The following is a 25,023-nucleotide window of genomic DNA, read 5'->3' on the forward strand; positions in this document are numbered from 1 at the left end:
ACAGATGGAATCGAATCCGCGGAAGAGGCTCGCACGGGCCCGGCGCTCCCCGTTCCGACTCGGCCTGGTCTTCATCGTCGTAGCGTTGGTGGTCGGCGTCGGCCTGTTCAACAAGGACCCCATTCTCACCACGTTGAAGCCGGGCACGACATTCGCGATCCACTTCGCCCGGGACTACCATCTTCGTCCCTACGTCACGGAGGTCAAGGTCGCCGGGGTCCCGGTCGGCAAGGTCACCGCCGTCGAACCGGGGTCCGACGGCTCCGCGCGAGTCGAGGTCAAGGTCGACGGCGACATTCCGGGCAAGCTCCGCTCCGCGCCGTCCGCGGTGATCCGCCCCGCCACACTCCTGGGTGGCAAGTACTACCTCGATCTCGTACCCGGAGGGCAGCCCGGGGACTTCGGCGGCACCATCCCGGTCGCGCGAACGGAGGTCCCAGTGGAGCTCGACAAGGTCACCCGGGCGTTGCCACCCGACACGCTGGAGTCCGCGACGTCGGCCGTTGATTCGCTGGATCGCACGTTGGACGAACGTGGCCGCGCCGCGCTGGACCGGCTCCTCGCCGATGCCCCAGGCACGTTGGACCCGGCGGCCACCGTACTCGACGCCGCCCGGGGCACGCGCCCGGCAACGGACCTCACTCACGTCGTGGGGGGCTTGGAGTCGACGGCGCGGACGCTGACCGAGCAGCCAGGGCAACTGGACGCCATCGTGCGTGACCTGGACACCCTGGGCACCGTGCTGGGGCGGCGCTCGGCCGACCTGGCGGACGCGCTCGCGACGTTGCCCCGGACCCTGGACTCGACGAACGCTGGGCTGCGCCGCCTGGACGGCACGCTGATCCGGCTGCGGGACACCGCTGACCCGGCGCGCCCCGTCGCGGCGGAACTCGACACCGCGCTGGCGCATGCCGATCCCGTACTGGCGAAGGCCCGCCCGTTGGTGACCGACCTGAAGAACCTGCTGGTCGATGCCAGGCCCGTCGTGGAGCGGCTGGTGCCCACCGCCCGCGACGCCACGCCCGTGCTCGACGACGTGCGTGGCCCGGTGCTGGACCGCCTCAACGGTCCGGTCAAAGCCACGGTCCTTTCGCCCTACCACGGCACCGGGCCCTACTCGGACACCGGCGGAGACAGGCCGCTGTACCAGGAGCTGGCGTACATGTTCGCCAATGTCGACCGGGCCTCCTCCATGACCGACGCCAACGGCGCCTCGATCGCGTTCCATCCTGGAGTCGCCCCAGGCACGCTCGCCGGCCTGCCGATCAGCCTGGAACAGCTGTTCCGCAACCTCACCGGCATCGGGAAGGGAGAGCCACGATGAGCGGCACACGGCACCGCCTGCGCAAGACGTGGCAGCGGGTGCGCAACGAGCCGCGCCTGGGACGCAACGTGCTCACGCTGGCCGTTCTGGTGGCCCTCGGCCTCGGCGCCGGCGGATACATCCTGAGTCAGCAGGGATCGGGGACCACGACCTGGCCGTGGCAGGATCAGTTCGTCTTCACAGCCGAGTTCGACAACGCGCCCGCCGTGAGCCCCGGCAACGGACAGGAGGTCCGCATCGCCGGTGTGCAGGTCGGGCAGATCGAGTCCGCTTCGGTCTCCGACGACGGCAAGGCGGAGCTGACACTCTCGATCGAACCCGGTCACACCGTCTACGACAACGCCCGGACGGTGCTGCGGCCCAAGAGCCCGATGAACGAGATGTACGTGGAGATCGATCCCGGTGGCCCGCCCGGCAAGCCGCTCGCCGAAGGGGACATGATCCCGGCAACGCAGTCGCAGCGGCCCATCCAAGCGGACGAGGTCCTCGCGCACCTCGACACGAATACCCGCAGCGCCCTGACCGCGCTGCTCACCGAGTCCGACACGGCACTGGCCCACGCGCCGGAGGCACTGCCGGGCGGGCTGTCCGCCACCGACCGCGTCGTGCGTGACCTCAAACCCGTCGTCGTCGAGCTGCAGACCCGCAAGGACAAGCTCGCGCAACTGGTCACCGCACTCGCTCAGGTGTCCAGCGCCGTCGGTGAGAACGACCAGCGCCTGGCCGAGCTCGCGAGGAACCTGCAGCACACGCTGGCCGCGGCCGGAGAGCAGAGTGACGCCATCGACGAGGCGCTCGCCCAGCTGCCCGACGTGACCGACGAGCTAGGCCGCGCCACCGGCAGCGTGCAGGCCCTGAGCGACCAGCTCGATCCGGTCCTGGACAGCCTGCGGCAGGCCTCCGGCACGCTCCCGGATTCCTTGCGCAGGCTGACCGCCACCGTCGATCGCGTCGGCGAGACCGTGGACGTGGCCAACCCGGTGGTGACCAAGGCCAGGCCCGTCGTCAACGACCTGCGGCCCCTGGTGACTGACGTCAACGCCCTCCTGCCCGACCTGCGGCACACCACCAGCCGGCTGGAGCCGATCACCGCCTCCCTGCTCCCCTATCTCAACGACCTGGGAGCCTTCGTGTACCAGACCAACTCGGTGACCAGCCTCCACGACGCCAATGGCGGCATCCTGCGTGGCCTGCTCCAGGTGACGCCCAGCACGTTGCCGCTCCCGGGCGCCGAGATCCTGTCCAGCCCGACACCACGCTAGGCGGTCGACCACCATGAGAATCTCGCATTCCGTGCTGCCGGCCATCCGGCTCACCGTCCTGATCGTCTTCGTCGCCGTGTGCGCCGTGATCTTCGGCTATCTCTGGGACAACTCGGGCGGGCGGCTTCCCTTCCAACGCTCGGCCTACCAGTTGTCGGCGAGCTTTCCCCGGGTGGCGAACCTGGTGCCCGGCGCGGACGTGATGGTCGCCGGCGTCCGGGTCGGCGAAGTCGCCGAGGTTCGCCCTGCCGGGGAGCGGGCACGCGTGACGATGGAACTGGACAACCAGTATCCGGTGCACGAAGGTGCCACGGTGCGGGTCCGGAACAAGACCCTGGTCGAGGAGACCTTCCTGGAGATCAGCGACGGTGACGGCGCGCCGGTGCCCAGCGGCGCCACCCTGCCGGACTCAGCCGGCCAGCCGCCGGTGCAGCTCAACGATGTTCTGGCCAGCCTCGACCAGCCCACCCGTGAGGCGCTGGCAAGCGCGGTGCGTTCCCTCGGCGGGGCGACGGAAGGCAGCCGCGAGAACATCTCCCGTGCGCTCACCGGCCTCGGCTACCTCGGCCGGGAGGGACAGGGCGCCCTGGCCGCGCTGTCCGCCCAGAGCGACGATCTGTCGAAACTCACGGGGAAGACGGCGACCCTGCTGGCCGCGCTCGACACCAGCCAAGGACAGATTGCCCGGCTGGTCGCCGACGCCGACACCCTGACTCGTACCACCGCCGACGGCGCCGGCCAGATCGAGGCGGTGCTCCGTCGACTACCACCGGTCCTGGACAGCGCGAGCGCCGCCACCGACGACCTGGACCGGCTCTCCACCAGCCTGGCACCCATCGCCCAGAACCTGCGTACGGCCGCCCCCGACCTCAGTGCCGCACTGCGGGAACTGCCGCGGACCTCCGCCGACCTGCGCGGCCTGCTGCCCTCCCTGGACGGCGTGCTGAACACCGCGCCGGACACCCTCACGAGGGTCCCCGCGGTGGCGGCCGACGCGCAGCGCCTGCTGCCGACCCTCGACGTGGCGCTCGCCGACGTCAACCCCATGCTGGCCTACTTGCGGCCCTACGGCCCCGATGTCGCCAGCATGTTCGCCAACATGGCACAGTCGATGGCACGGGGGGACACCAACGGCCGCTGGCTGCGGACGTTCCCGCCGGTCAACGAGCAGAGCGTCCGGGGCAACCCGCTCAACCTCAACCAGATCCCCCTGCTGGACAAGTACAACCCGTACCCCGCACCGGGGGAGGCGGCCAACCCGGGCCCGTTCGACGGCGAGTACCCCCGCGTGCAGCGTGATAACAAATGAGAAGGCCGCGTCCTCCACGCCTCCGGCTCCGACTGCCCATGCCTTGGGGTCGGCACTCCCATGCGCCAGCGGAGAAGCGGCGCCCCCGGTGGTCGCGGTACCGGACCAAACGCGGCGCCGTGACCATCCTGGGCGCCCTGCTCGTGGTCGCCTTCCTGATCGGCGGGCTGGCACAGGTGCGCCTGGAGACCAGTGTCGAGTCCTTCCTGCCACACGACGACCCCGCGCTGCAGGAGCTGCAGGCGGCGGCGTCCGACTTCGGCGGGGACCCCGTCGTGGTCCTGCTCGAGTCACGCCAGCCGGGTGAGCTGCTCGACCAGCAACATTTGCTGCCGCTGCTGCAGCTGGAGGGCCAGCTGTCACGCCTACCCGACGTCGCCGCCACCTACGGCCCCGCGACCACGCTCAACCAGATCGCCGGCCGGGTGCAGGACCTGCTCGCCGAGCTCGCGGGACGACGCGACGCCCTCCGCGCCCGAGGCGGAGACGCGACGGCGGCCGAGTTCGACGCCCGGTACGGGGCACTCCTGGTGCAAGGGCTTCCGGCTGGGCTGCCCACGTTGCGCAACCCCGGCTTCGTTGAGACGGTCCTCCACACACCGGACGGGCAACCCAAACCACAGTGGCGGTTCATGGTCCCGTCCGACCGGGCCGTCGCCGTGCTGATCCGGCCACGCGAGGGGCTGGACCAGGACGGCACCGACCGGCTCGTGCAGAGCGTCCGGAATGCCGTCTCGGCGGCCCGCGACACCGTGGGTGCCGAGCGTGCCATCGTTTCCGGCGTTCCCACGGTGACCTCGGATCTGGCCAGTCAGGTGCGCTGGGAAATCCCTGTGATCGGGGGGATCGCGGTGGTGGCGGTCGCCGCGTGCTTTCTGCTCATCCCCTGGACCCGGGGTGTGCGACGACGGCTCCTGCCCGTGGTGACGACCACCGTGGCGGTGGCGCTCACGGTCGCCACGTTCGGGTGGCTAGACCGGCCCCTGTCCCTGGGCGTGGTCGCCTTCCTTCCCGTGCTCTTGGGCATCGGCAGCTACTATCCAACCTACTTCGCGCAGCACGCCCGGCGTCGCGTCGTGCTGGTGGTCGCCAGCGCGACCGCGGCGGCATTCGCCACCCTGGCGCTGTCCCCGTTACCCCTCGTCCGGGACCTCGGCCTGACGCTGGCCTTCGGCGTTCTGCTCGCCGCCGCGCTGGGTATGGTGCTGGTGCGCGCGGTGTCACGGGCTGACGCTGAGCCTCGCGGCGACCGTCGGCCCGCTACCCGCACCGCTGCGTCCTGGCCGATCCGGGCTGCTGCCGCGCTGCTCGCCGTCGCGGTCGCGGCGACGGGCTGGGTCATGCTGCCGCAGTTGAGACTCGACAGCGACTTCCGCAACTTCGCCGCAGGGCTGGAAACCCTCGAGGACGCGCGTAAGGTGGAATCGGTCATCGGCTCCTCCGGTGAGGTGGCGGTGGTGTTGCGCGGCCCCGACGTGCTCGCACCCCAGGCCGTCAGCTGGTCCCACAGCGCTCAGAGCATGATCGTCGAACGGCACGGAGACCAGCTCCGGCCGGTCATCTCGCCCGCCACCCTGCTTCCCTTCCTCGGGTCGTCGCCGTCCGCCGCGCAGATCGAGGCCGCGACCCGGCTGCTGCCGCCGTACCTCACCGGCTCGGTGTTCCGCGACGACCGGCGGGCAGCTGTGCTCAGCTTCGGTGTGCGCATGGACGACCTCGACCAGCTGCGGACGCTGCGCGACGACGTCGCCAGGAACCTGCCACCGCCCCCGACGGGGTACCGGGTGGAGTTGACCGGCTTGCCGATGGCTGCGGTCCGCGGGCATGAACTTGTCTCCTCCGACCGTGTCATCACCAATGTGGCGGGGATCCTCGCCGCTGGGGGCGTGCTCCTGATCGGCCTGCGCCGCAGGAGCGACGCCGCGCGCGCCGTCGCCGCCGCCACCCTCGCAACCGGGGTCGGCCTCGCCGCCCTGTGGGTGGCACGGGTTCCGCTGACCCCGATCACCGCCGCGCTGGGTTCCCTGACAGCGGCCGTCGGGTGCGAGTTCACCGTGCTGCTCGCCGAAGCGGTGCGACGGGGCAACGCCGCGCTGCGCACCTCCGTGTTGCTGGCCACGGCGACATCGGCCGTCGGGTACGCGGTGCTCGCCGTGTCCCAGCTCGAGGCGGTCCGGGAGTTCGGTCTGCTGCTCGCCGCATCGGTGCTGCTCGCCCTCGGAGCCGCGGCGTGCGTCGTCTGGCTTACCGTGAAGCCCCTCCGGCGGAGCGATCGTCGCCCAGCGACCGCGACCACTCCGCCCGTATCCGTCACCACGCCAGGAGGTGGATCATGAAGCAGCGGCAGACATCCGACGTGACGGATGCCAAGGAACAGGATGCTGATACGCGTGAGAACGACGCAGAGCGTTCGGGCACGGACCGGGACACCCACGTCGCCGAGGATTGCTCGCCGGACCAGCGGCGAGAGCAAGGAACCCAGGGCACGGGTGGCCAAGACCGCGACATCGCCAACAACGACGACAGCGGTGCGGACGGCGTAGATGCCGAGCGGAACGCCGACGGTGAGCCGGGCGGCCTGCGCGGCCTCCTCAGGCGAATCAGGCTCCCGCGGACCCGGAAGGCGCGGACAGTCGCGGCCGTGACGCTGCTGCTCGCGGGCGGTGGCGCGGGCGGCTACCTCTGGTGGGTTGGTGAGCAACTGCCGGACGATGCCGCCTTCCGGATCGACGATCGTGTCGTCACCGTTGACGACCTAGGCGAAGTCACCGACACATGGCGTGCACTCTACGGTATCGAGCCACCGCAGGAGCCCGGCAGGCTGGACCGTTTCCGGCGCGACGCCGCCAAGGCCTATGCGGTGAGCCTGCTCCTCGACAGGGCGGCGCGGGACCACGGCATCGTGGTGGCGGACAAGGCGGCCCGGGACACGTTGAGCCGGTTCGTCACCCAGCAGTTCGGCGAAGGCACCCAAGGTCGCGACCAGTTCGTCCAGGCGCTGGGCAACGCGGGCACGTCGGAACGAGCCGTCCTGGACGAGGTGAAGAAGCAGTTGGCCATGGACCAGCTGTTCAACACGGTCACCAAGGACACACCGGAGGTCGGCGACCAGGAAATCCGTGAGGCATTCAGCAAACGAAAAGATCAGCTGGGGACTCCTGAGCGCCGGGAACTGGCCAACATCGTCGTTCGGACCAAAGACGAGGCAGACCGGATCGTTGCCGAACTCCGCAGCGGGGCATCGTTCGACACGCTTGCCCGACAGCGTAGTCTTGACAGCGCGACCCGAAGCGACGGTGGAAACCTTGGCACCGTGACCCGGGACCAGCTTCAGCCCGGCTACGCCAAGGCAGCCTTCGCCGCTGGGCGGGGTGAGCACTTCGGCCCTGTGCAGAACAAGTTCGGCTGGAACGTCGGTATGGTCACCGGAATCACCCCGGCCGAGCCCGCGAGGTTCGACCAGGTGCGCGACCCGCTGAAGCAGCAACTCGAACTGGAACGAAAGCTCCAAACCTGGCGCGACTGGCTGGCCGAGCGAATCCGCGACGCGGACATCCAGTACGCCGATGCCTACCTGCCCGCATCCCCGGACGCTCCGCCGAGCGTGCAGCCGGGTGAGCTCGGGGTTCCCCAAGGGCAGGAGCCAGCCGAACCCGGTCAGCCGCCCCGGCAAGGGGGTCCCCGGTGAGCACGGCGGGTCCCCTGCTCGTGCTGGCGGTACTACTCGTGTTGCTCGGCCGGTGGGGCTTGCGGAATGCCGACACGGCGGTACCTGCGGCGCTCGGTGCCCGGGAACGCGCCCGCCGCGCGCGGGTGCTGCGCCGGGGTGCGGTCGCCGCACAGGTGGTGGCGGCTGCCTTCGTCGTCCTGTCCGTTCTGGCCTTGTGGGGACCTTGATGCCGGCATGTCTCAGACGCCCGTATCCTTGGGCCGGTCGATCAGCCCATAGTATCCAGCCAGTCCCGCGGCTTCCGCGCGGCTCCCGACGTCGAGCTTGTGTAACAGGGCCGCGATCATGCGTTTGGCCGTACGCTCGGAGACCAGCATCCGTTCGGCGATTTCGATGGTCTCGGCGCCCCGCGCGAGCAAGCCCCACAGGCGCATCTCCTCGGTATCCAATCTCTGGAGAATCGTTTCCGGCGGGCGGCGGATGCCATCCAGCAGCGCGGTGAACAGATCTGGTTCGACGACTCGGAAACCGGCCGCGACGCTTAGTAATGGGGCGACGAGCGTGTCGGGGTCCGCGGACTTCGACAGGTAACCGTCGGCGCCCGCCAACAATGCCTCCTCCGCCAAACCCCGATCGGTGGTGCCCGACAGCGCCAAGATCCTGGTGTCCGGATGGCGCGACTTGATGTGCCGGACTGCCGCCACGCCGCCGATCGGCGGCATGGCGAGATCGACGATCGCCAGACCGGCGCCAGTCGAACCGACCAGCGCGGCCGCTTCCTCCGGCCGGCTGGTCGACCCTGCGACCGAGATACGATCGCCGACCCGGCTCTCCAGCAACAGAGCCAAGCCCTGTGTGAACAGATCGTGGTCGTCGACGATGACCACCACCAGCTTATCACCATCCATGGCCTAACCTTAATACGACTGTAACCAGTGGGGTTCAGATGCCAGACGACCACGTGGGCGCGACGCAGGTGCCCGCTACCGCGATGAGCTGGTGGCGAGCGCCTCGGTCACGCCGGTACCTGGCGGGGCAGCCGGATCCTGGCGACACGCTGCGTCCGGTCGGTTTGATCACCGTCTGGGTCCGGGTCGGCGTCGTGCTCTCAGCGGCGGTGCTCCTGCTGGTGGGGTCCAGCCCGTTCGTCCAGCACACGGCGGCGGCATGGTATCTCGTCGGCATCGCGACGGTCTACTCGACCGTCATGTTGGGACATCCCACCTGGGAGGTCGAGGGTCGAGTGCCGGCTGCGATCATCACCGTCCTGGACGCGGGGCTGGCGTCGGGGATCGTGGCGTCATCCGGCGGCGCGCAAAGCCCAGCGGTGTCTATCCTGTTTCTGGTCATCGTCGCCGCGGCTGCCCGACTGTCCTTTATCAGCACGCTGGGAGTGGCCCTGCTGCTCGGCGGCTGCTTCGTCACAATCGCGCTGACGGTGAACCCCACGAGCGGCCCAACCCACGATCGCCTCCTAGCCGGGGTGTGGTGGGCGCTGTACCTGCTCTTCACCGGTGCGCTCGCCTCGGGGCTCGTCTTGCTGAACGAGCACGCCGAACGCGCCCGCGGCCTAGCTCAGGCGGAGACCGCCGCCGCGCGCATCGTGGCCGACGAAGAGCGCGATCTCCGGACTCGCCTGACGGCCTCCTACGACGCGCAGCAGACTGGGCTGCGCGTGATCCTCCACGAGTTCCGCACACCTGTAACATCCTTGGATGCGCTGGTCCGTGATCTGTCGCGGGAGACCGGTGGCACGGCGCAGTCCGCCGACCCCCGCCTCGCTTTGTTGACCGCGCACGTCGAGCACCTGTCGGCCATGCTCAACGCGCTGGCCGACGTCGCAGCCAGCCGGCGACCAGCCTTCAGCACAGGGCACCTTCGGGTGGTGAACGTGCACGAATTCATACTCATGGCTGCTGACGCTGCTGGCCTGCCGCGTGAACGACTTCGATTGATCGTCTCGCCATCGAACGCCCACGCCCAACTTGATGCCCAGCTCGTCCGCAGGGTCGTCACAAACCTGCTGGAGAACGCATCCCGCCACGGCCGTGACCAGCCGGTCAGTGTCATCGCGAACCTTGACCAAGGCTCGCTGTCACTGGAGATCGCCGACCGAGGGCCGGGAATGCCCCTTGACCGCGCCGTCGAGCTCACCGCCAAGTTCGCGCAGGCCGGGCAGGAACGAGGCACCGCAGGTCTCGGCCTGTGGATCGTCGACCAGATCATCCAGGCGCTGAACGGCACGATCGACTTTCAGGAGGCCGCCGGAGGCGGGTTGGCCGTGCGCGTGACATTGCCCGTGCGGACGCTGGCTGGTCGCCCACCCACCCAGTCGCCTCACCCATAGGTCCGCACCACGAGCGCCAGGGGGTGGCGATGGTGCGCCCAGACCAACTGGGCCTCGACCGATCTTGCGCGGCCCACACTGTCCGTGGCCTTCATGGGCCACTCGCGGCACGGATGGCCCGTATTGCCGGGTGCGCATTCCCCATACGCTGGGGGAAGAAGCCCTTCAGAGTCGAAGGAGACGATGTCGATGAAGACCAAGGCCGCCGTCTTGTGGGGCCTCAACGAGAAGTGGCAGGTCGAAGAGATCGACCTCGACCCGCCGAACGAGGGTGAGGTCCAGGTCAAACTGGCCGCCAGCGGATTGTGTCATTCCGACGAGCACCTCGTCACCGGCGACATCCCGATCCCGTTCCCGGTCGTGGGTGGACATGAAGGCGCCGGCATCGTTGAGGCGGTGGGCGCGAACGTGACCGAGGTGGCCGAAGGCGATCCTGTTGTCTTGAGCTTTCTCCCGGCATGCGGCAAGTGCTCCTACTGCGCCCGTGGCATGACGAACCTCTGCGATCTGGGTGGCGCGGTGATCCTCGGGCCGCAGCTGGACGGCACCTACCGGTTCCATACTCGCGGCGAGGACGCGGGCCAGATGTGCCTGCTGGGTACCTTTTCCGAGCGCACGGTGGTGCCCGCCGCCTCGGTGGTGAAGATCGACGAAGGGTTTCCGCTGGAGAAGGCCGCCCTTGTCGGGTGTGGGGTCACGACCGGATTCGGTAGCGCCACCCGGGCCGGCGAAGTGCGTGCCGGCGACGTGGTCGTCGTGGTCGGGGCCGGTGGCATCGGTGTCAATGCCATCCAAGGAGCACGGGCCGCCGGCGCGCGTGCCATCGTCGCCGTTGATCCGGTCGAGTACAAACGTGCCAAGGCGGGCGAGTTCGGGGCCACGCACACGGCCGAGTCGATGGACGAAGCGTGGAACGTGGTCAGCGAGTTGACCCGCGGGCAGCTCGCTGACGTATGCGTGCTCACCACCGACGTCGCCGAGGGCTCCTACATCGAGCCCGCTTTGAGTCTGGTGGGCAAGCGTGGGCGTGTGATCGTCACCGCGATCGGCCATCCGGACGAGCACACGATGAGCGGCAACCTCTTCGAACTCACGCTCTACGAGAAGCAGATCCGGGGCGCGCTGTTCGGATCCTCGAATCCGCAGCATGACATTCCGCGACTGCTTGAGTTGTACAACCTCGGCCAACTCAAGCTCGACGAACTGGTGACCGCTGAGTATCAGCTGGAGGACATCAACCAGGGATACCAGGACATGCGTGACGGAAAGAACATCCGCGGAATGATCCGCTTCTGAAACTCCTAAGTCGACAGAAACAGTTATCGTCGCCAAGTTATTCCCGCCCTATCCGGCGTGTATTCGAATCGAGGATGTGACATGGCAATCGACCGCGTCATCCAGCACGGTAAGCGGAATGGGTATGGCAGCCTCTGTGAGGGCGGCCTACGCATGGAATCCTTCCCTATGCGGCTGTTCCGGAAGGGAAACAAGAAATTCTGGGACCCGGAAACGATCGACTTTTCGCAGGACGCCGCGGACTTCGCCGCGATGTCGCCGGACGAGAAGAAGTTGACCTGCATCCTTGCCTCACAGTTCATGGCCGGGGAGGAGTCGGTCGCTCAGGACCTCCAGCCGTTCATGGCGGCCATGGCGGCAGAGGGACGGCTGGCCGACGAGGCCTACCTCACCCAGTTCACCTTCGAAGAGGCCAAGCACATGCAGTCTTTCCGACTGTGGTTCGACGCCGTCGGGCTCGGCACGGACCTGCATGAGTACGTGGAGTACAGCCAGCCATACCAGACAATCTTCGCCGAGGAACTGCCCAAGTCCCTGTACGCCTTGGAGAAGGACCCGTCGCCCGCGGCGCAGGTGCGTGCCTCGATTACCTACAACCACGTCGTCGAGGGTTGTCTCGCCCTCACCGGCTACTTCGGATGGGCGAAGGTATGCGCGAGCAGGAACATCCTGCCGGGCATGCAGCAGCTCATCAAGTACATCGGCGACGACGAGCGCAGGCACATGGCGTGGGGTACCTTCACGTGCCGCCGTCACGTCGCCGCGGACGAGCGGACCTGGGAGGTCGTTGAGGAGCGGATGCAGGAACTAATCGAGCCAGCGATGAGTTTGATCGTGAAGCTGTTCGACCAGTTCGAAGCTGCGCGGGCCCCGTTCGGTATCGATCTCGACGAGATGACCGACTATGGCATGGACAAGATCAACCGTCGGCTGGAGTCGATCGAGGGGGCACGGGGCCGCCCCGTCGAGGAGATCGACGAGGACTACTCGCCTATGCAGCTTGAGGACACCTTCGCCGAGGAGGACGAGAAGGCCGTGGCGAAGTCGCTTGCGGCCGTGTCCTGAGCCGACGCGCTCCGAGCACTGTTCCGTGGAACTGTTCGTCCGGGGGCGGAGACCCGACCCGGGCGAACAGTTCGCGTCGGCAAGGTCACCAGAATCGAGGCAGCAAGAGATGGGCACAACAACCGCGCCAGCTGGCGAGGTCACCGTTGACGTGTTGTTCGTCGGCGCCGGGCCCGTGGGCTTGTTCGGTGCCTACTACGCGGGTTTTCGTGGGCTTACCACGGCGTTGGTGGATCCGCTACCGGAGGCCGGTGGTCAGGTACAGGCGATCTACCCCGAGAAGAACATCTACGACATCGCAGGCCTGCCCGCTGTTCAGGGGCAGCAGCTGATCCGCAACCTCCTCGAGCAGGCGAAACCGTTCGGCCCCCGATTCCTGTTGTCTCAGCAGGCGAGCGACATCCGGGAAGTTGCCGATGGCTGGCGGGTGACGACCTCCTCGGGTGTCGTCGTCAACACGAGAGCCGTGATCGTCACCTCCGGAGTGGGTTCGGTGACCCCGCGTCCGCTACCAGCAGGTGAGGAGCTTCTCGGGCGCGGGCTCTGCTACTTCGTCCCGCAGCTGGAGGTGTTCGACGGCAAGGATGTCGTCGTGGTGGGCGGTGGCGACTCGGCGCTGGACTGGGCACTGGCCGCGGTTCCGCGTGCCCGGTCGGTCACCCTCGTGCACCGTCGCAAGCAGTTCCGGGCGCACGAACATTCGGTCGCGCAGGTGAAGGACAGTCCGTGCCACCTGGTGCTCGACGCCACCGTTACCGCGGTTCGTGGTAACGACAGCGTGGAGAGCGTGGACGTCACTGTGCGCGGGGAGGACGGCGCGCGGGAGCTGAAGGCTCAGGTCGTGGTCGCCGCACTGGGTTTTCTGATGGACCTCGGCCCGATCGCCGGGTGGGGCCTTGAGATGGAGGGGCGGGCCATCCGCGTCGACACCCGGATGCGTACGAATCTGCCGCGCGTCTATGCCGCTGGGGACGCGGCGACCTTTCCGGGCAAGGTGAAATTGATCGCCGTCGGTTTCGGCGAGGTGGCGCTCGCCGTGAACAACGCTGCCGTCGAGTTGAATCCGGACGCGACTCTTGCTCCCGGGCATTCGAGTGATCTCGTGCCCGCGTCGGAACCGTTGGCGCCCGAGGGAAATTCTGCACAGCCGCGAAGCAAGGAGGTCGCAGGATGGCGTTCGTGATCGGCGAGCCGTGTGTCGACGTCAAGGACATGACGTGCATCGAGGAATGCCCGGTCGATTGCATCTACGAGGGCGAACGGATGCTGTACATCCACCCGACGGAATGCATCGACTGCGCGGCCTGCGAGCCGGTATGCCCAGTAGAGGCCATCCGTCCCGCACAACACGTTGACGAGGAATGGAAACCATTCCAGGAGTCGGCGCAGCAGGCGTTTACGGGGATCGGGTCACCGGGAGGATCGACCAAAGTGGATACCCCGATACCCGACACCGAGTTCGTGAAAACGCTCCCTCCCAAGGAGGACTAGTCAAGGTCGAAGGTGCGTCGCGATCGCGATGCCGCATCACGAGGAGTGAGTGTGGGCTCAACCGCTGTGGCTCAACGAGGAGCACGCAGCGCCGCCGATGACGGACAGGCCGGCGGTGATGTCGTGGACCTGTCCGCTGACAACTGGGTGCTTGTTCGTGCGGCTCAACGAGGAGACGCGTCGGCGTATGCCGTGCTGTACGACAGATTCGCGACCAGCGTTCACCGCTTTGCCCTATCCCGTGTCCGCGATCGGCACCTAGCCGAGGACGTCACCAGCGAGACGTTCGCGCGGGCGCTGCGGGCAATCAACTCGCTGGAGTACCGGGGACGAGATGCGGGCGCGTGGTTCCTCACCATCGCCCGCAATATCATCTTCGACCACACGAAGTCCGGGTCCGTGCGGCATGAGGTCACGGTCGACGAGCTTCCGGACGCCTCCGGTCACGAGACGCCGGAGGAGCTCGTCATTCTCGGGATCGCGCGAGCGGAACTGATCCGGTGCCTGGGATTACTCGCCGATGACCAGCGGACGTGTCTTGTGCTGCGGTTCTTCTGCGATCTTTCGGTCAACGAGACCGCGAGAATGCTGGACCGCGAACCCGGTGCGGCGCGTGCTCTGCAGTATCGGGCGATTCGTCGTCTTGGCGAGTTGATTGGCGGATCTGCGGATGGGCGGCGTCGCGTGCAGCCGGCACCGTCCGGAGGAGAGAAAGGCAGTTGACGATGACAACAATGACCGTTGACGTTCCGGAATCCGTCCAGCGATTTCTCGGCAGGGCTTCGGACAGCATCGTGGTCGGTGCGGAGCAGCGAAGTGCGACCGGGAACGGCCAGATCACGACTCAGGACCCCGCGACCGGTGCGACGTTGACCAGCATTGCGGCCGGCGGGAAGCCCGACGTCGACGAGGCGGTCGCCTCGGCGCAGTCGGCCTTCGGAGAATGGCGAGCGATGAGCGCGGCAGCCCGCGGGCATGTTCTGCTCGACATCGCGACGATACTGGACGCCCATGCCGAGGAATTGGCGACGCTCGAAACCCTGGACAACGGAAAGCCGTTCACCGAGTCGATGTACGTCGACGTCGCGCTCGCGGCGCAGGTCTGGCGCTACTACGGTGGCTGGACGACGAAACTGACCGGGCAAACCGTGCCGGTCTCTCCTCCGGTCGGAGAGGCACTGGTTTATACTCGGCGGGAACCCCTCGGCGTCGTCGGCGCGATCGTGCCCTGGAATTTCCCGTTGCTCATCGCATCGTGGAAGGTGGCACCGGCGCTGGCGGCCGGAAACACCGTCGTCCTCAAGCCGTCCGAGTTCACCTCGTTGAGCGCCCTGCGGATGGTGGAGTTGGCACTCGAGGCTGGGCTGCCTCCCGGCGCGATGAACCTGGTCACCGGCTACGGGCCCGAGGCGGGACAGGCGCTGATCGATCACCCCGGCGTGGCCAAGATCTCGTTCACTGGTTCGACGGACACCGGCAGGCGCATCGTCACCGCGAGCGCGCCACACCTGAAGAAGCTGACGCTGGAACTGGGTGGGAAGTCGGCGAACATCGTCTTTCCGGACGCCGACCTTGCCGCCGCGGCACAAGGCGCGCTGACCGGGATCTTCATGAACCAAGGGCAGGTGTGCTGCGCCGGATCACGGCTGTTCGTGCATCGCGACGTTCACGACGAGCTGGTACAGGAGCTGGCTTCGGCGGCGAAAGCGATCCAACTGGGTCATGGACTGGCCGACGACACCGAGATGGGCCCGCTCATCTCGCCGAAACAGCTGGAGCGCGTGCAGGGGTATGTCGAGTCGGGGCTGCGCGAAGGCGCGACGCTGGTGTGCGGTGGTGACCGCCCGAATGGTGTACTGGCTAACGGCAATTTCCTGAGCCCGACCGTGTTCACCCAGGTCCGCGACGACATGTCCATCGCGGCTGAGGAAATCTTCGGGCCGGTGCTGTCGGTGCTGTCGTTTGACGACGAGAACGAGGCGGTTCGGCGTGCCAACGCGAGCGCCTACGGATTGGCCGCGGGCGTGTGGACCAACGACGTGAGGCGGGCCCACCGCGTCGCAGCGGAATTGGATGCGGGCACGGTATGGGTGAACATGTACAACATGATCGACCCCGCCGCGCCCTTCGGCGGTTTCAAGGCGTCCGGCTACGGACGCGATCTCGGCGAGGAAGCGTTGCTCGGCTACACACAGACGAAGTCTGTGTGGCTGAACCTCGACTGATCCCAAGAGCCAAGCAGAGGCTCACACCACAAGAAAGGAAATCGCAATGGGCGTGTTCAAGGACGAGGCGGAAGTTCACAAGTACATCGGAGGGGTCTTCGAGAAGGGGCTCGCCGATCCCAAGATCGGCCCAAAACTGTCGGGCTCAGGGGTGATCCTGCAGATCACGTACACCGATCCCGACGCGGTCGTCACGGTCGACATGCCGAACGGCAAAGTGTACGCGGGCGCCACCGATCTCAAGCCCGTTGTGGAACTGTTCATGACAGCCGACGACGGAAACCGGTTCTGGCTCGGCGAACTCAACCTCGCGACCGCGTTGGCGAAGGGCAAGGTCCGCGCTAAGGGACCGACTTCGAAGGTCCTGAAACTTGTGCCCGCCGCGAAGTCCCTGTTCCCGGCATATCGTGAGATGCTGGAAGCGGACGGTCGACAGGACCTGCTTTCGGCGTAACGGAGGTCACCATGCTCAGCACCATGCAGACAACACCGCTGACGGTGTCCTCGATCCTGCGGCACGTGGTGCAGAACCACGGCGATCGTGGAGTCCTCACGGCTACCGGTGACGGCGTCAGGCGGGTTTCCTACCGCGAACTGGGCGAGCGGTGTGGCAAGCTGGCGAACGCGTTGCGTCGCCTCGGTGTCGCCGACGACGACCGGGTCGCGACGTTCCAATGGAACAACCAGGAGCACCTGGAGGCCTATGCGGCGATCCCATCAATGGGCGCCGTGCTACACACCCTCAACATCCGGCTGTCGCCCGAACAGATTCGGTTCATCGCCACACACGCCGAAGACCGGGCGGTCATCGTTGACTCGTCGCTCATCCCACTGATGGCCAAGGTTCTCCCCAGCCTCGACACCGTGCGGTTCGTGCTCGTGACCGGAGAAGGTGACATCACCTCCTTGGCGGGATGCGGCAAGGAGGTGCTGCGTTACGAGGATGTGCTGGCTGGCGAGTCGTCCGAGTTTCCCTGGCTGGACGGTGACGAGAACGCGGCGGCGGCGATGTGCTACACCAGTGGCACGACCGGCGATCCCAAAGGCGTCGTGTACAGCCACCGGTCGATGTACCTACACTCGATGGCCGCGTGTTCCGGGAACGCATTCGGCATCGCGGAACCCGATCGAGTGCTTCCGGTGGTTCCGATGTTCCACGCCAACGCATGGGGCCTGCCTTACGCGGCGTTGATGGCTGGCGCGGACCTGCTGCTACCTGACCGATTCCTGCAAGCAGAACCTCTGGCGGACATCATCCAGGCGCAGCGCCCGACGCTTGCCGGCGCTGTGCCCACCATCTGGAATGACCTCTTGCATCATGTCGATCGAAACCCGGACATCGACCTCTCCTCGTTGCGCCTGGTCGCTTGCGGTGGTTCGGCGGTGCCGAGAGCGTTGATGGAGTCGTTCGAGCAGAGGTTCGGCGTCACGATCGTGCAGGCATGGGGCATGACCGAGACTTCGCCGCTTGGCGCAATCGCGACGCCCCCGGCCGCCGCCGAAGGGGAAGACCGAATGCGGTACCGGGCCACTCAAGGACGGCCAGTTTGCGGCGTCGAACTCAGGCTGGTGGACGACGACGACAGGGTGCTCCCGCGCGACGGCAAGGCGGTCGGCGAGTTGGAGGTGCGTGGTCCGTGGGTTACCGGGTCGTACTATCGTGTCGAAGCCGAGGACAGGTTCCACGACGGCTGGCTGCGAACCGGCGATGTCGGGAACATCAGCCCGGACGGGTTCCTCACCCTAACCGACCGGGCCAAGGACGTCATCAAGTCCGGTGGCGAGTGGATCTCCTCGGTTGAGCTGGAAAATCTGCTTATGGGCCATCCCGACGTCGTCGAGGCAGCGGTCATCGCCGTATCCGACCCCAAGTGGCAGGAGCGACCCCTTGCCGCCGTGGTGCTTCGAGACGGCACTGAGACGACTGCCGACCAGCTGCGGTCGTGGTTGGCCGACAAGGTTCCGAAGTGGTGGCTGCCGGAACGATGGGCATTCGTTGACCAGGTCCCGCGCACGAGCGTCGGCAAGTTCGACAAGAAGGCTCTACGCCGTATCCACTCGGATGGCAGGCTGGCGGTGAACGAAGTATACGAATAGCTTCGTTCGTCATCAGGAGCAGTGTCGATGGTTCCGGCTGCGGCTGGCGGAGCTCACCAACGATGAGGTGTGAGCTACCTGTCGGCATGTCACCGGGCATCGACCATGAGACCCCGACCGTGGCGCGAAGTAGCACCGAGGATTGATATCCAGTAGCGTCAACCCAAGCAGAGAGCCGAGTTACAGCCGCTCGCCCCGCACTGCCCGGGTGCGCCGCGCCGACATACGGAGGCGCGGCGCACGACCCTGGACCGCCCAGGTGTCCCCCACGACTGCGACACGTAACCCGACCTGAAGTATGACACGCGACAGCTCCTTCAGCGGGAACGGGGGCACAGCCACCGCTTGCTGGCTGCACCGCGATCTGCCAGGAGTGGCGCTCGACGTGGTGCGCGGTGTGGTCGCGTGGTGGTTGATCCGTCGAGCCGGTCCCGAGCGGACCAATAGTCATCGAACCAGTTCGCGACGTACCGGATGCCTTCGCTAATCCGTTCCTGGTTCCTGGCAACGCGGAATCCACATCAGACTCCCTTCCACGTCGGCGCGGAGTTCCGTAGCTGTCCCATGGCTTCACCGTCGCGTCGTACCGGGAACACGACGTGCCGTTCTCCGTCCAACGTCCGCACCCAGGTCGCTGTTCTCGGCCACCTCGGTGAGCGCGCGGACCGGGCTGACCGGTGCGTCGGTTCCGGCGAACAGCACGAGCCGGGTGTCCGGTCGCGGGTGGCGAATGTGCGGTGCAGCAGCGCGTGTAGCTCGTCGCCATGTCGCAGCTGGTTCCCCAGGCCTGGGAACCGCGTGTCGGCGAACGCAGGCTCGATGGTCGCGAGCACCGCGCGGGTCGGCGCCCAGAACCGCTCGTCGACGGCGCCGAGGGCGAGCCAGCGCCCCGTCGGCGGTCGCGGAGACATCGTTGGTGGGGTAGAGGTGGCGCCGGTCGTCCGCGCCGCGCTCCAGCGGTGGGCCGCCGCGCGCGGCGGCCCACGCGGTCATCACGTCGGTCATGCTCACGTCGAGGTGGCAGCCTAGGCTGGTATGGGGCCCGTTCGTACAGGGCCGACAAGATCGCGATGAGGCGAAGCACGACGAGCCGAGGTCGGCCATCGGCACGCCTCGGCGTGGTTCCTGGCTCCAGCGCCCGCTGAACGACAGTGTGCCGGATGCAGCGAGGTAGTTGATGTCGTGGCCGGGCAGTTGCTCGCCGCGGCTGCCGTAGCCGGAGATGGAGCGGTACACGATGCCGGGATTGATCTCGGCGACGCGTTCGTGCCGACGCCGAGCTCGTTCATCACGCCCGGTCGGAAGCCCTCGACGAGCACGTCGTGCTCCCGCGCCAAGTCGAGGAACTCGGCCTGGCCTGCCAGGGTCTTGAGGTCGATGACCACGCCGTGTTTGTTGCGGTTTGCCGCGGCGAATAGCTCACCGCGGATCAGCCGGCCGCCGTCCCTGCCCGGCGGCTCCACCTTGGTCACCTCGGCACCGAGGTCGCCGAGCACCTGCGCCGCCCACGGTCCCGGCAGCAGTTGGGATGCGCGTCGAACACTCGCACCCCGTCCAGTACGCCGCGCTTACCCATGCTTCTCCATAAGCACCACGCGGTTGACCAGTCCGGCCGCGGCCGCGGTAGGAGCCGGGAACCGTTCACCGAGCATCAGTAGTTCAGCCGCGCGGGTTGGGCCCAGACTGCGGGTGAGAAACCAGGCCAACCCGCCGTCGGGCGCCATCCCGCGTTGGGGGAACGGGGCCGCGGAGAAGGCGTCTTCGGCGGTGACGACGAGGTCACAGCAGCGCACCAGGCTCCAGGCGACGCCGACCGCGAAGCCCTCCACCGCGGCGATCGTGGGCATCGACAGGCGCGCCAGCCTGGTGAGGGCGCGGTCCCCGACAGACAACCTGGCGGATGGGGCGCCGATGCCTTCGCCTCGGGACGGGGAGGTTTCACGTCCCCGCCCGCCGAGAAACAGCCTGCGGCTCCGGTGAGCACCAGTGCGCGGATCGTGCTGTCCTCACTGACCTCCGACAGGGCCGCGTCCAGCTCCGCCCAGGTCTGCCAGCCGATCGCATGTTCCGCCGGCACCATTTGATCGACTAGCCCGAGACGCAACCCCTCTTCGGGGGTGACCGCCCTACCGGTGTAGAGCAACTCTAGCGTCGGGCCCTTACCGACGGCCTCTACCAGTCGCTGCGTGCCGCCCGCCCCGGGAAGCAGCCTCAACCGCACCTCGGGCAGGCCCAGCCGGGTCCCTTCGGCCACGAACCGCGGGTCGCAGGCCAGGGCCAGCTCCAGCCCGCCACCCACGGCCGGACCGTTGACCGCCGCGATCCTCGGCATCGGCAGCCGCTGCAAGTCGTCGAAACCGCGCTGGATCGCGCTGACGAACCTCGGAAACAATGAGTCATCGAGCCCGCGCAACATCTTGATGTCGGCGCCGGCGATGAACCTGGACCGGGTGCTGGTGATCACGACGGCACCGACGTCTCCCCGCCGCACAAGTGAGGTGGCCGCCCGGCTGAGCTGGTCCACGAGTTGCCGGTCGAGCGCGTTGGCGGGTGGCCGGTCGACAGTCAGGACCGCGACCGCCCGTTCGACCTTGACCCGAACGTAGCCGTTCTCCGTGGGCGTTCCCATCGTACTCACCGCCACGGGGAGAAGCCGGGGGCGCGCTTCTCCAGGAACGCCGATGCGCCCTCGGTCTGCTCACCCCAAGTCCAGAAGCCGGGGTTGACCTGGTCGAGGATCTTGAACCGGTCCTGCGCCTTGCGAACCGGTGCCAGGGAGTCGTCGAACGACTTCTTCACCAGCTTCAGTACCGTGGGGCTCAACGCCAGCAGTTCGTCGCACCAGCGCCGGACCTCGGTGTCGAGTTCATCCGCCGGTACGACCGAGTTGACCAAGCTCCACTGGAGAGCTTGCTGAGCGTCGTGGCGCCGACACAACATCCAGATCTCCTTGGCCCGTTTCATGCCGACGACGGACCAGAGGTGGCTGACGATCCATCCCTCGGCCGTGCTGGCCACGCGCGGCCCGTTCTGCCCGAACACTGACCGGTCCGAGGAGATCGTGAAGTCGCACATGTACGCCATGTAGTGTCCGCCCTGATCGCGTATCCGTCCACCCGGGCGATCACCGGTTTCAGGCAATCTCGCAACGCCTGGTACAGCCGTTCGCACCTCTCGTCGAAGGCGTCGGCTCCTGCCGCGGCGGAGATCGTCCGCGCGCTCTCGGTGGCGACGTCACCGCCGGCGGAGAAGGCTCGCTCTCCTGCGCCGGTCAACACGATCACGCCCACCTGGCCGTCCTCGGCGGCACGGGCGACCGCACGGTTCCACTGCGCATCTGCGTCCAGGGCGACGTCACGTTCGAGGGCTGACACACCGATCGCGCGAGCGTCGGCCGGCGCTCGCGCCATTCGCGCACCGCCGAACGACTCCACTGATCGTCCACTAAGGATCGCCATCGCGTCACGTTGATGAAGAGGTGACTCATGCACGCGTCAACCACCGAAATGCCGAATCTCGCCGCCTATGACGTCATCCTCGTCAACAGCAGCGGCGGCAAGGACTCACAAGCAATGCTCGACGAGGTCTGTACCCTCGCCGAGGCCGTGGGAGTCCTCGATCGCATCACCGTCCTGCACTGCGCGCTCGGTCACGTCGAGTGGCCCGGCACCAGCGAACTCGCCCGCAAACGAGCAAGGACTGCTCCTCGACCAAGTTCGTCGCCGCGGTCGCTGGCCTTCGGCCTCGGCTCGCTACTGCACTTCGGGCCAGAAGCGAGGCCCAGCAAGGAAACTCATTACGCAACTGGTCGCCGAGCTCGGCGATCTGGGCCGTCCGGGACTGTCCGAACAACGGTGGATCTGATCTTGGTCTGACACGCCGGGCGTGAGCTTGGCGGGAAGGATCGATCATGACCGAAACACTGGACCTCGTGACCGATGATGTGGATCAGCAGCGGCTGGCGGAGCAGCTGCTCGCGCAGGCCAAGGAACAGGGCGTCGACCTGGTGGGGCCGGACGGGCTGCTGAACCAACTGACGAAGAATGTGCTCGAAACCGCGCTGGACGCGGAGATGACCGAGCACCTGGGATACGACAAGCACGACCCGGCCGGCCGCGACAGCGGGAACTCCCGCAACGGCACCAGATCGAAAACGGTACTGACCGAGATCGGGCCGGTGGAGATCGAGGTGCCGCGCGACACCGACTCCTCGTTCGATCCGCAGATCGTGCGCAAGCGGCAACGCCGGTTGACCGGTGTCGATGAGATCGTGCTGTCGCTATCGGCGAAGGGCCTGACCACCGGTGAGATCGCCGCACACTTCGACGATGTCTACGGCGCGAAGGTTTCCAAAGACACCATCTCGCGGATCACCGACAAGGTCGTCGCGGAGATGACCGAGTGGGCAAACCGGCCACTGGACCGCGTGTATCCGGTGCTGTTCATCGACGCGATCCACGTCAAGATCCGCGACGGGCAGGTCACCAACCGGCCCATCTATGTCGCCATCGGCGTTACCGTCAACGGCGAACGTGACATCCTCGGCCTGTGGGCCGGAGACGGCGGCGAGGGCGCCAAGTTCTGGCTCAGCGTGTTGACCGAGATCAAGAACCGCGGCGTTGCCGATGTGTGCATCGCGGTCTGCGACGGGCTGAAAGGGCTGCCGGAGACCATCATCACGGTGTGGGAGCGGGCGGTCGTGCAGACGTGCGTCATCCACCTGATCCGCAACGTGCGCCGTGAGGCGCCTGTTATTTCGATCGGAGGTGAGAGACCTTCGACGCCGGGCCGTCGCAGCGGTTTGGTGAAGCTGAGGGCAGCCTGATCCGCGGAGTGGCGGGGAAGGGTGGAAGCGGCCCTGACAAAGCCGGGACGTGCCAGTACCGCCAGATGGTGCGGGCCCGGCGAGCGAGACGAGAAGGTGCACGTGAGAAACCAGCGGTGAAGCCTCGTTAGCAGGAACCGGCTCGAGCCTGGTGGATCTGGGCCGGGGCGTGGTGCGTGGTCCCCACTGTTTCGATGGGGCCTCCCGTCATGATCGAAGCCGTCGGTCGTGACAGTTCGGGATGAAGGTCTGCGGCGTAGTCCCGAGGGCCGCCGGGTATAGCTGGGCGCCTAACTCGTTGATCGGTAACAGGTGAACACGGGAACCGTCCCGGTCCTGCCTTGCGCGACCGTGTGTCCGATGCGGTGACGTGAGGCTGGGTCCGCTGCCGGCCGATCGGGCCGGGACGGGGCGGAGCCACCGTAGTAGTCCGAGGCCGGGAGAGCCGGTCACATGGCGAAGGGCGGCAGCGATGTGAGCGGGAAGGATGCTGTCATGCCGGAAGACGCACCGGTGAATATTGGTGCTCTGCTCGACCGCCCACTGGTGGTCCGGGAGCGGGTACTGGGGATTCAGACCAAACTGCACCGTTGGGCGACGGCCGACCGGGGCCGTCGCTTTGATGATCTGTTCAACCTCGTGGTGGACCCGGCGTTCCTCGTCATGGCGTGGACCCGAGTCCGGGAGAACAAGGGCGCCAAGACGGCCGGGATCGACGGGGCAACCGCGTGGTCGATCGAGAACAGCGAACGCGGCGTGGCCGGTTTCCTGACCGAACTGCGGTCCTCGGTGAAGAATCGTTCGTTCCGGCCAGCCCCGGTGCGCACCGCGCAGATCCCCAAGACGGGCGGCAAAATCCGCCGCCTGGGGATCCCAACGGTGCGCGACCGCGTCGTGCAGGCGTCCTTGAAACTGGTGTTGGAACCTATCCTGGAGGCCGATTTCGACCCGTGCAGCTACGGGTTCCGCCCGCAATGCCGATGCCAGGACGCCATCGAGGAGATCCGCTTTCACGCCGCACGCGGCTACGAGCAGGTCTTCGAGGTCGATATCGCCGCCTGCTTCGACGAAATCTCGCACCCGGCCCTGATGGACCGGCTGCGGACTCGTGTCGGAGACCGGCGTGTCCTGGCGCTGATCAAGGCGTTCCTGAAGGCGGGCCTGCTGGACGAGTTGCGTGACTTCCGGGACACCACCACCGGAACTCCTCAGGGCGGCATCCTCTCGCCGCTGCTGGCCAATCTCGCTTTGAGTGTTCTCGACGAGCATTTCCGCGCCCGGTGGGAGGCGATGGGCACCCAGATCCAACGCTGGCGAGCCACCCGGCGCGGGGCCGCGACCTACTGCCTGATCCGCTATGCGGACGACTTCGTGGTGATGGTCTTCGGCACCCGGCAGCACGCCGAGAACCTCTACGGGGAGATCGAAACGGTCCTGGACCAGGTCGGGTTGCGGCTGGCGCCCGACAAGACCCGGGTGACCGGCATCGACGAGGGCGTCGACTTTCTCGGGTTTCAAATCCAGCGACACCGGCAGAAAGGAAGCGACCGGCGGCTGATCTACACCTATCCGTCGAAGACGTCCCTGGCGACGATTCGACGCAAGGTCAGCGCAGCCACCGGCAGACAGACCACCAGCCTCCCCGCGGACAAGCTGTTCGTTCGTTTAGGACAGATAACCCGCGGCTGGGCCTTCTACTTCCGGCACGGCGCGTCCAGCCGGGCGTTCGGCGCTCTCGACCACCATCTGTGGTGGAGGGTCTGGCGCTGGCTGCGCAACAAGCATCCGAACCGGAACGCGCGGTGGATCATCCGCCGCTACTACGGCCCCGGCCAGTGGTGGCCCACCAGCAACGGCGTCCGGCTCTTCCAACCCGCAACGGTGAGCATCCAGCGTTACCGATTCCGGGGCGCGAAGATCCCGAACCTGTGGACGGCCCAGAAGGCATAACGGCACTCGCGGAGAGCCCGGTGCACGGAAACGGGCACGCCGGGTTCGGCGGGCGGCCCGCAAACGGACCGGTGGCAACACCGGCACCGCGCTGCGGGCCGACCCCACTCGTTCCGCTATGCCGGACGCCAACACCGGGATGCGATCGTGCGAGGTCTGAAG

The 25,023-nt window shown here is 67.2% G+C and carries 21 protein-coding genes and 4 pseudogenes; 18 read left to right on the top strand and 7 right to left on the bottom strand.

Annotated elements, in window-relative coordinates:
- Positions 1–4 precede the first annotated feature (4 nt).
- The 6 genes from DI005_RS12590 (at position 5) to DI005_RS12615 (ending at position 7,792) form a co-directional block, all read left to right on the top strand.
- The gene (locus DI005_RS12590; protein WP_009156920.1) at positions 5–1,324 is read left to right on the top strand and encodes an MlaD family protein; all 1,320 of its coding nucleotides are present in this window, start codon (positions 5–7) and stop codon (positions 1,322–1,324) included.
- Entirely contained in the window at positions 1,321–2,586 is a 1,266-nt protein-coding gene (locus DI005_RS12595) for an MlaD family protein (protein WP_110341464.1), read from the top strand. The genes DI005_RS12590 and DI005_RS12595 overlap by 4 nt, the downstream gene beginning before the upstream one ends.
- Positions 2,587–2,599: 13 nt before the next feature.
- A complete protein-coding gene (locus DI005_RS12600; protein ID WP_009156918.1) occupies positions 2,600–3,895 on the top strand; it encodes an MlaD family protein in 1,296 nt (431 codons plus the stop codon).
- Between the two features lie 119 nt (positions 3,896–4,014).
- Positions 4,015–6,231: an MMPL family transporter gene (locus tag DI005_RS12605; protein ID WP_233520112.1), complete on the top strand. Its 2,217-nt coding sequence runs from the start codon at positions 4,015–4,017 to the stop codon at positions 6,229–6,231.
- Positions 6,228–7,583 (top strand): peptidyl-prolyl cis-trans isomerase, encoded by a 1,356-nt coding sequence (locus tag DI005_RS12610; protein WP_110341460.1) that lies wholly within the window; start codon positions 6,228–6,230, stop codon positions 7,581–7,583. The genes DI005_RS12605 and DI005_RS12610 overlap by 4 nt, the downstream gene beginning before the upstream one ends.
- Positions 7,580–7,792 (top strand): hypothetical protein, encoded by a 213-nt coding sequence (locus DI005_RS12615; RefSeq protein WP_110341459.1) that lies wholly within the window; start codon positions 7,580–7,582, stop codon positions 7,790–7,792. The genes DI005_RS12610 and DI005_RS12615 overlap by 4 nt, the downstream gene beginning before the upstream one ends.
- A 12-nt stretch (positions 7,793–7,804) precedes the next feature.
- On the opposite strand, the gene DI005_RS12620 is transcribed toward DI005_RS12615, so the two are convergent.
- Positions 7,805–8,473, bottom strand: coding sequence for a response regulator transcription factor (locus DI005_RS12620; protein WP_110341457.1), 669 nt, complete (start codon positions 8,471–8,473; stop codon positions 7,805–7,807).
- A gap of 164 nt (positions 8,474–8,637) precedes the next feature.
- Here DI005_RS12620 and DI005_RS12625 point away from each other — a divergent pair, with 164 nt between their 5' ends.
- From DI005_RS12625 to DI005_RS12665, 9 genes are all read left to right on the top strand, one after another.
- Positions 8,638–9,912, top strand: a complete 1,275-nt coding sequence (locus DI005_RS12625; protein ID WP_233520113.1) for a sensor histidine kinase KdpD — start codon at positions 8,638–8,640, stop codon at positions 9,910–9,912.
- 189 nt (positions 9,913–10,101) lie between these two features.
- A complete protein-coding gene (locus tag DI005_RS12630) occupies positions 10,102–11,208 on the top strand; it encodes an NDMA-dependent alcohol dehydrogenase (RefSeq protein WP_009156912.1) in 1,107 nt (368 codons plus the stop codon).
- An 81-nt stretch (positions 11,209–11,289) separates the two neighbouring features.
- Positions 11,290–12,273, top strand: coding sequence for a R2-like ligand-binding oxidase (locus DI005_RS12635; protein ID WP_110341455.1), 984 nt, complete (start codon positions 11,290–11,292; stop codon positions 12,271–12,273).
- 109 nt (positions 12,274–12,382) lie between these two features.
- Positions 12,383–13,456, top strand: coding sequence for an NAD(P)/FAD-dependent oxidoreductase (locus tag DI005_RS12640; RefSeq protein WP_110341453.1), 1,074 nt, complete (start codon positions 12,383–12,385; stop codon positions 13,454–13,456).
- Complete coding sequence (gene fdxA / locus DI005_RS12645; RefSeq protein WP_110341451.1) at positions 13,444–13,764, top strand: ferredoxin; 321 nt, start codon at positions 13,444–13,446, stop codon at positions 13,762–13,764. Before DI005_RS12640 ends, fdxA begins: the two co-directional genes overlap by 13 nt.
- Before the next feature lie 51 nt (positions 13,765–13,815).
- Entirely contained in the window at positions 13,816–14,487 is a 672-nt protein-coding gene (locus DI005_RS12650) for a sigma-70 family RNA polymerase sigma factor (RefSeq protein WP_113642239.1), read from the top strand.
- A gap of 11 nt (positions 14,488–14,498) precedes the next feature.
- The gene (locus DI005_RS12655; protein ID WP_308191222.1) at positions 14,499–15,989 is read left to right on the top strand and encodes an aldehyde dehydrogenase family protein; all 1,491 of its coding nucleotides are present in this window, start codon (positions 14,499–14,501) and stop codon (positions 15,987–15,989) included.
- A gap of 46 nt (positions 15,990–16,035) precedes the next feature.
- On the top strand, positions 16,036–16,443 hold the full coding sequence (locus DI005_RS12660; RefSeq protein WP_110341445.1) for an SCP2 sterol-binding domain-containing protein: 408 nt from the start codon (positions 16,036–16,038) through the stop codon (positions 16,441–16,443).
- A gap of 11 nt (positions 16,444–16,454) precedes the next feature.
- The gene (locus DI005_RS12665; protein WP_110341443.1) at positions 16,455–18,086 is read left to right on the top strand and encodes a long-chain fatty acid--CoA ligase; all 1,632 of its coding nucleotides are present in this window, start codon (positions 16,455–16,457) and stop codon (positions 18,084–18,086) included.
- 521 nt (positions 18,087–18,607) lie between these two features.
- On the opposite strand, the gene DI005_RS38930 is transcribed toward DI005_RS12665, so the two are convergent.
- The 6 genes and pseudogenes from DI005_RS38930 to DI005_RS39675 form a co-directional block, all read right to left on the bottom strand.
- Positions 18,608–18,997: a hypothetical protein gene (locus DI005_RS38930; protein ID WP_112276304.1), complete on the bottom strand. Its 390-nt coding sequence runs from the start codon at positions 18,995–18,997 to the stop codon at positions 18,608–18,610.
- 37 nt (positions 18,998–19,034) lie between these two features.
- Positions 19,035–19,582 (bottom strand): annotated as a pseudogene (locus DI005_RS39665) (CoA transferase); the annotation flags it as partial.
- 72 nt (positions 19,583–19,654) lie between these two features.
- Entirely contained in the window at positions 19,655–19,978 is a 324-nt protein-coding gene (locus DI005_RS12675) for an enoyl-CoA hydratase/isomerase family protein (RefSeq protein ID WP_255565695.1), read from the bottom strand.
- 230 nt (positions 19,979–20,208) lie between these two features.
- Positions 20,209–20,715, bottom strand: a pseudogene (locus tag DI005_RS39670) (enoyl-CoA hydratase/isomerase family protein); the annotation flags it as partial.
- 5 nt (positions 20,716–20,720) lie between these two features.
- Complete coding sequence (locus DI005_RS12685) at positions 20,721–21,227, bottom strand: enoyl-CoA hydratase-related protein (RefSeq protein WP_146240088.1); 507 nt, start codon at positions 21,225–21,227, stop codon at positions 20,721–20,723.
- 17 nt (positions 21,228–21,244) lie between these two features.
- Positions 21,245–21,544 (bottom strand): annotated as a pseudogene (locus tag DI005_RS39675) (enoyl-CoA hydratase/isomerase family protein); the annotation flags it as partial.
- A gap of 27 nt (positions 21,545–21,571) precedes the next feature.
- On the opposite strand from DI005_RS39675, the gene DI005_RS12695 reads away from it, so the two are divergent.
- From DI005_RS12695 to ltrA, 3 genes and pseudogenes are all read left to right on the top strand, one after another.
- Positions 21,572–21,961, top strand: coding sequence for a hypothetical protein (locus DI005_RS12695; protein WP_199542763.1), 390 nt, complete (start codon positions 21,572–21,574; stop codon positions 21,959–21,961).
- Between the two features lie 35 nt (positions 21,962–21,996).
- Positions 21,997–22,833: pseudogene (locus tag DI005_RS12700) on the top strand (IS256 family transposase); the annotation flags it as partial.
- 573 nt (positions 22,834–23,406) lie between these two features.
- Entirely contained in the window at positions 23,407–24,861 is a 1,455-nt protein-coding gene (gene ltrA / locus DI005_RS12705; protein ID WP_199542766.1) for a group II intron reverse transcriptase/maturase, read from the top strand.
- Positions 24,862–25,023 lie beyond the last annotated feature (162 nt).

Origin of the sequence: Prauserella sp. PE36, from assembly GCF_003311655.1 — a bacterium.
GTDB classification, from domain to species: Bacteria; Actinomycetota; Actinomycetes; order Mycobacteriales; family Pseudonocardiaceae; genus Prauserella_A; species Prauserella_A endophytica.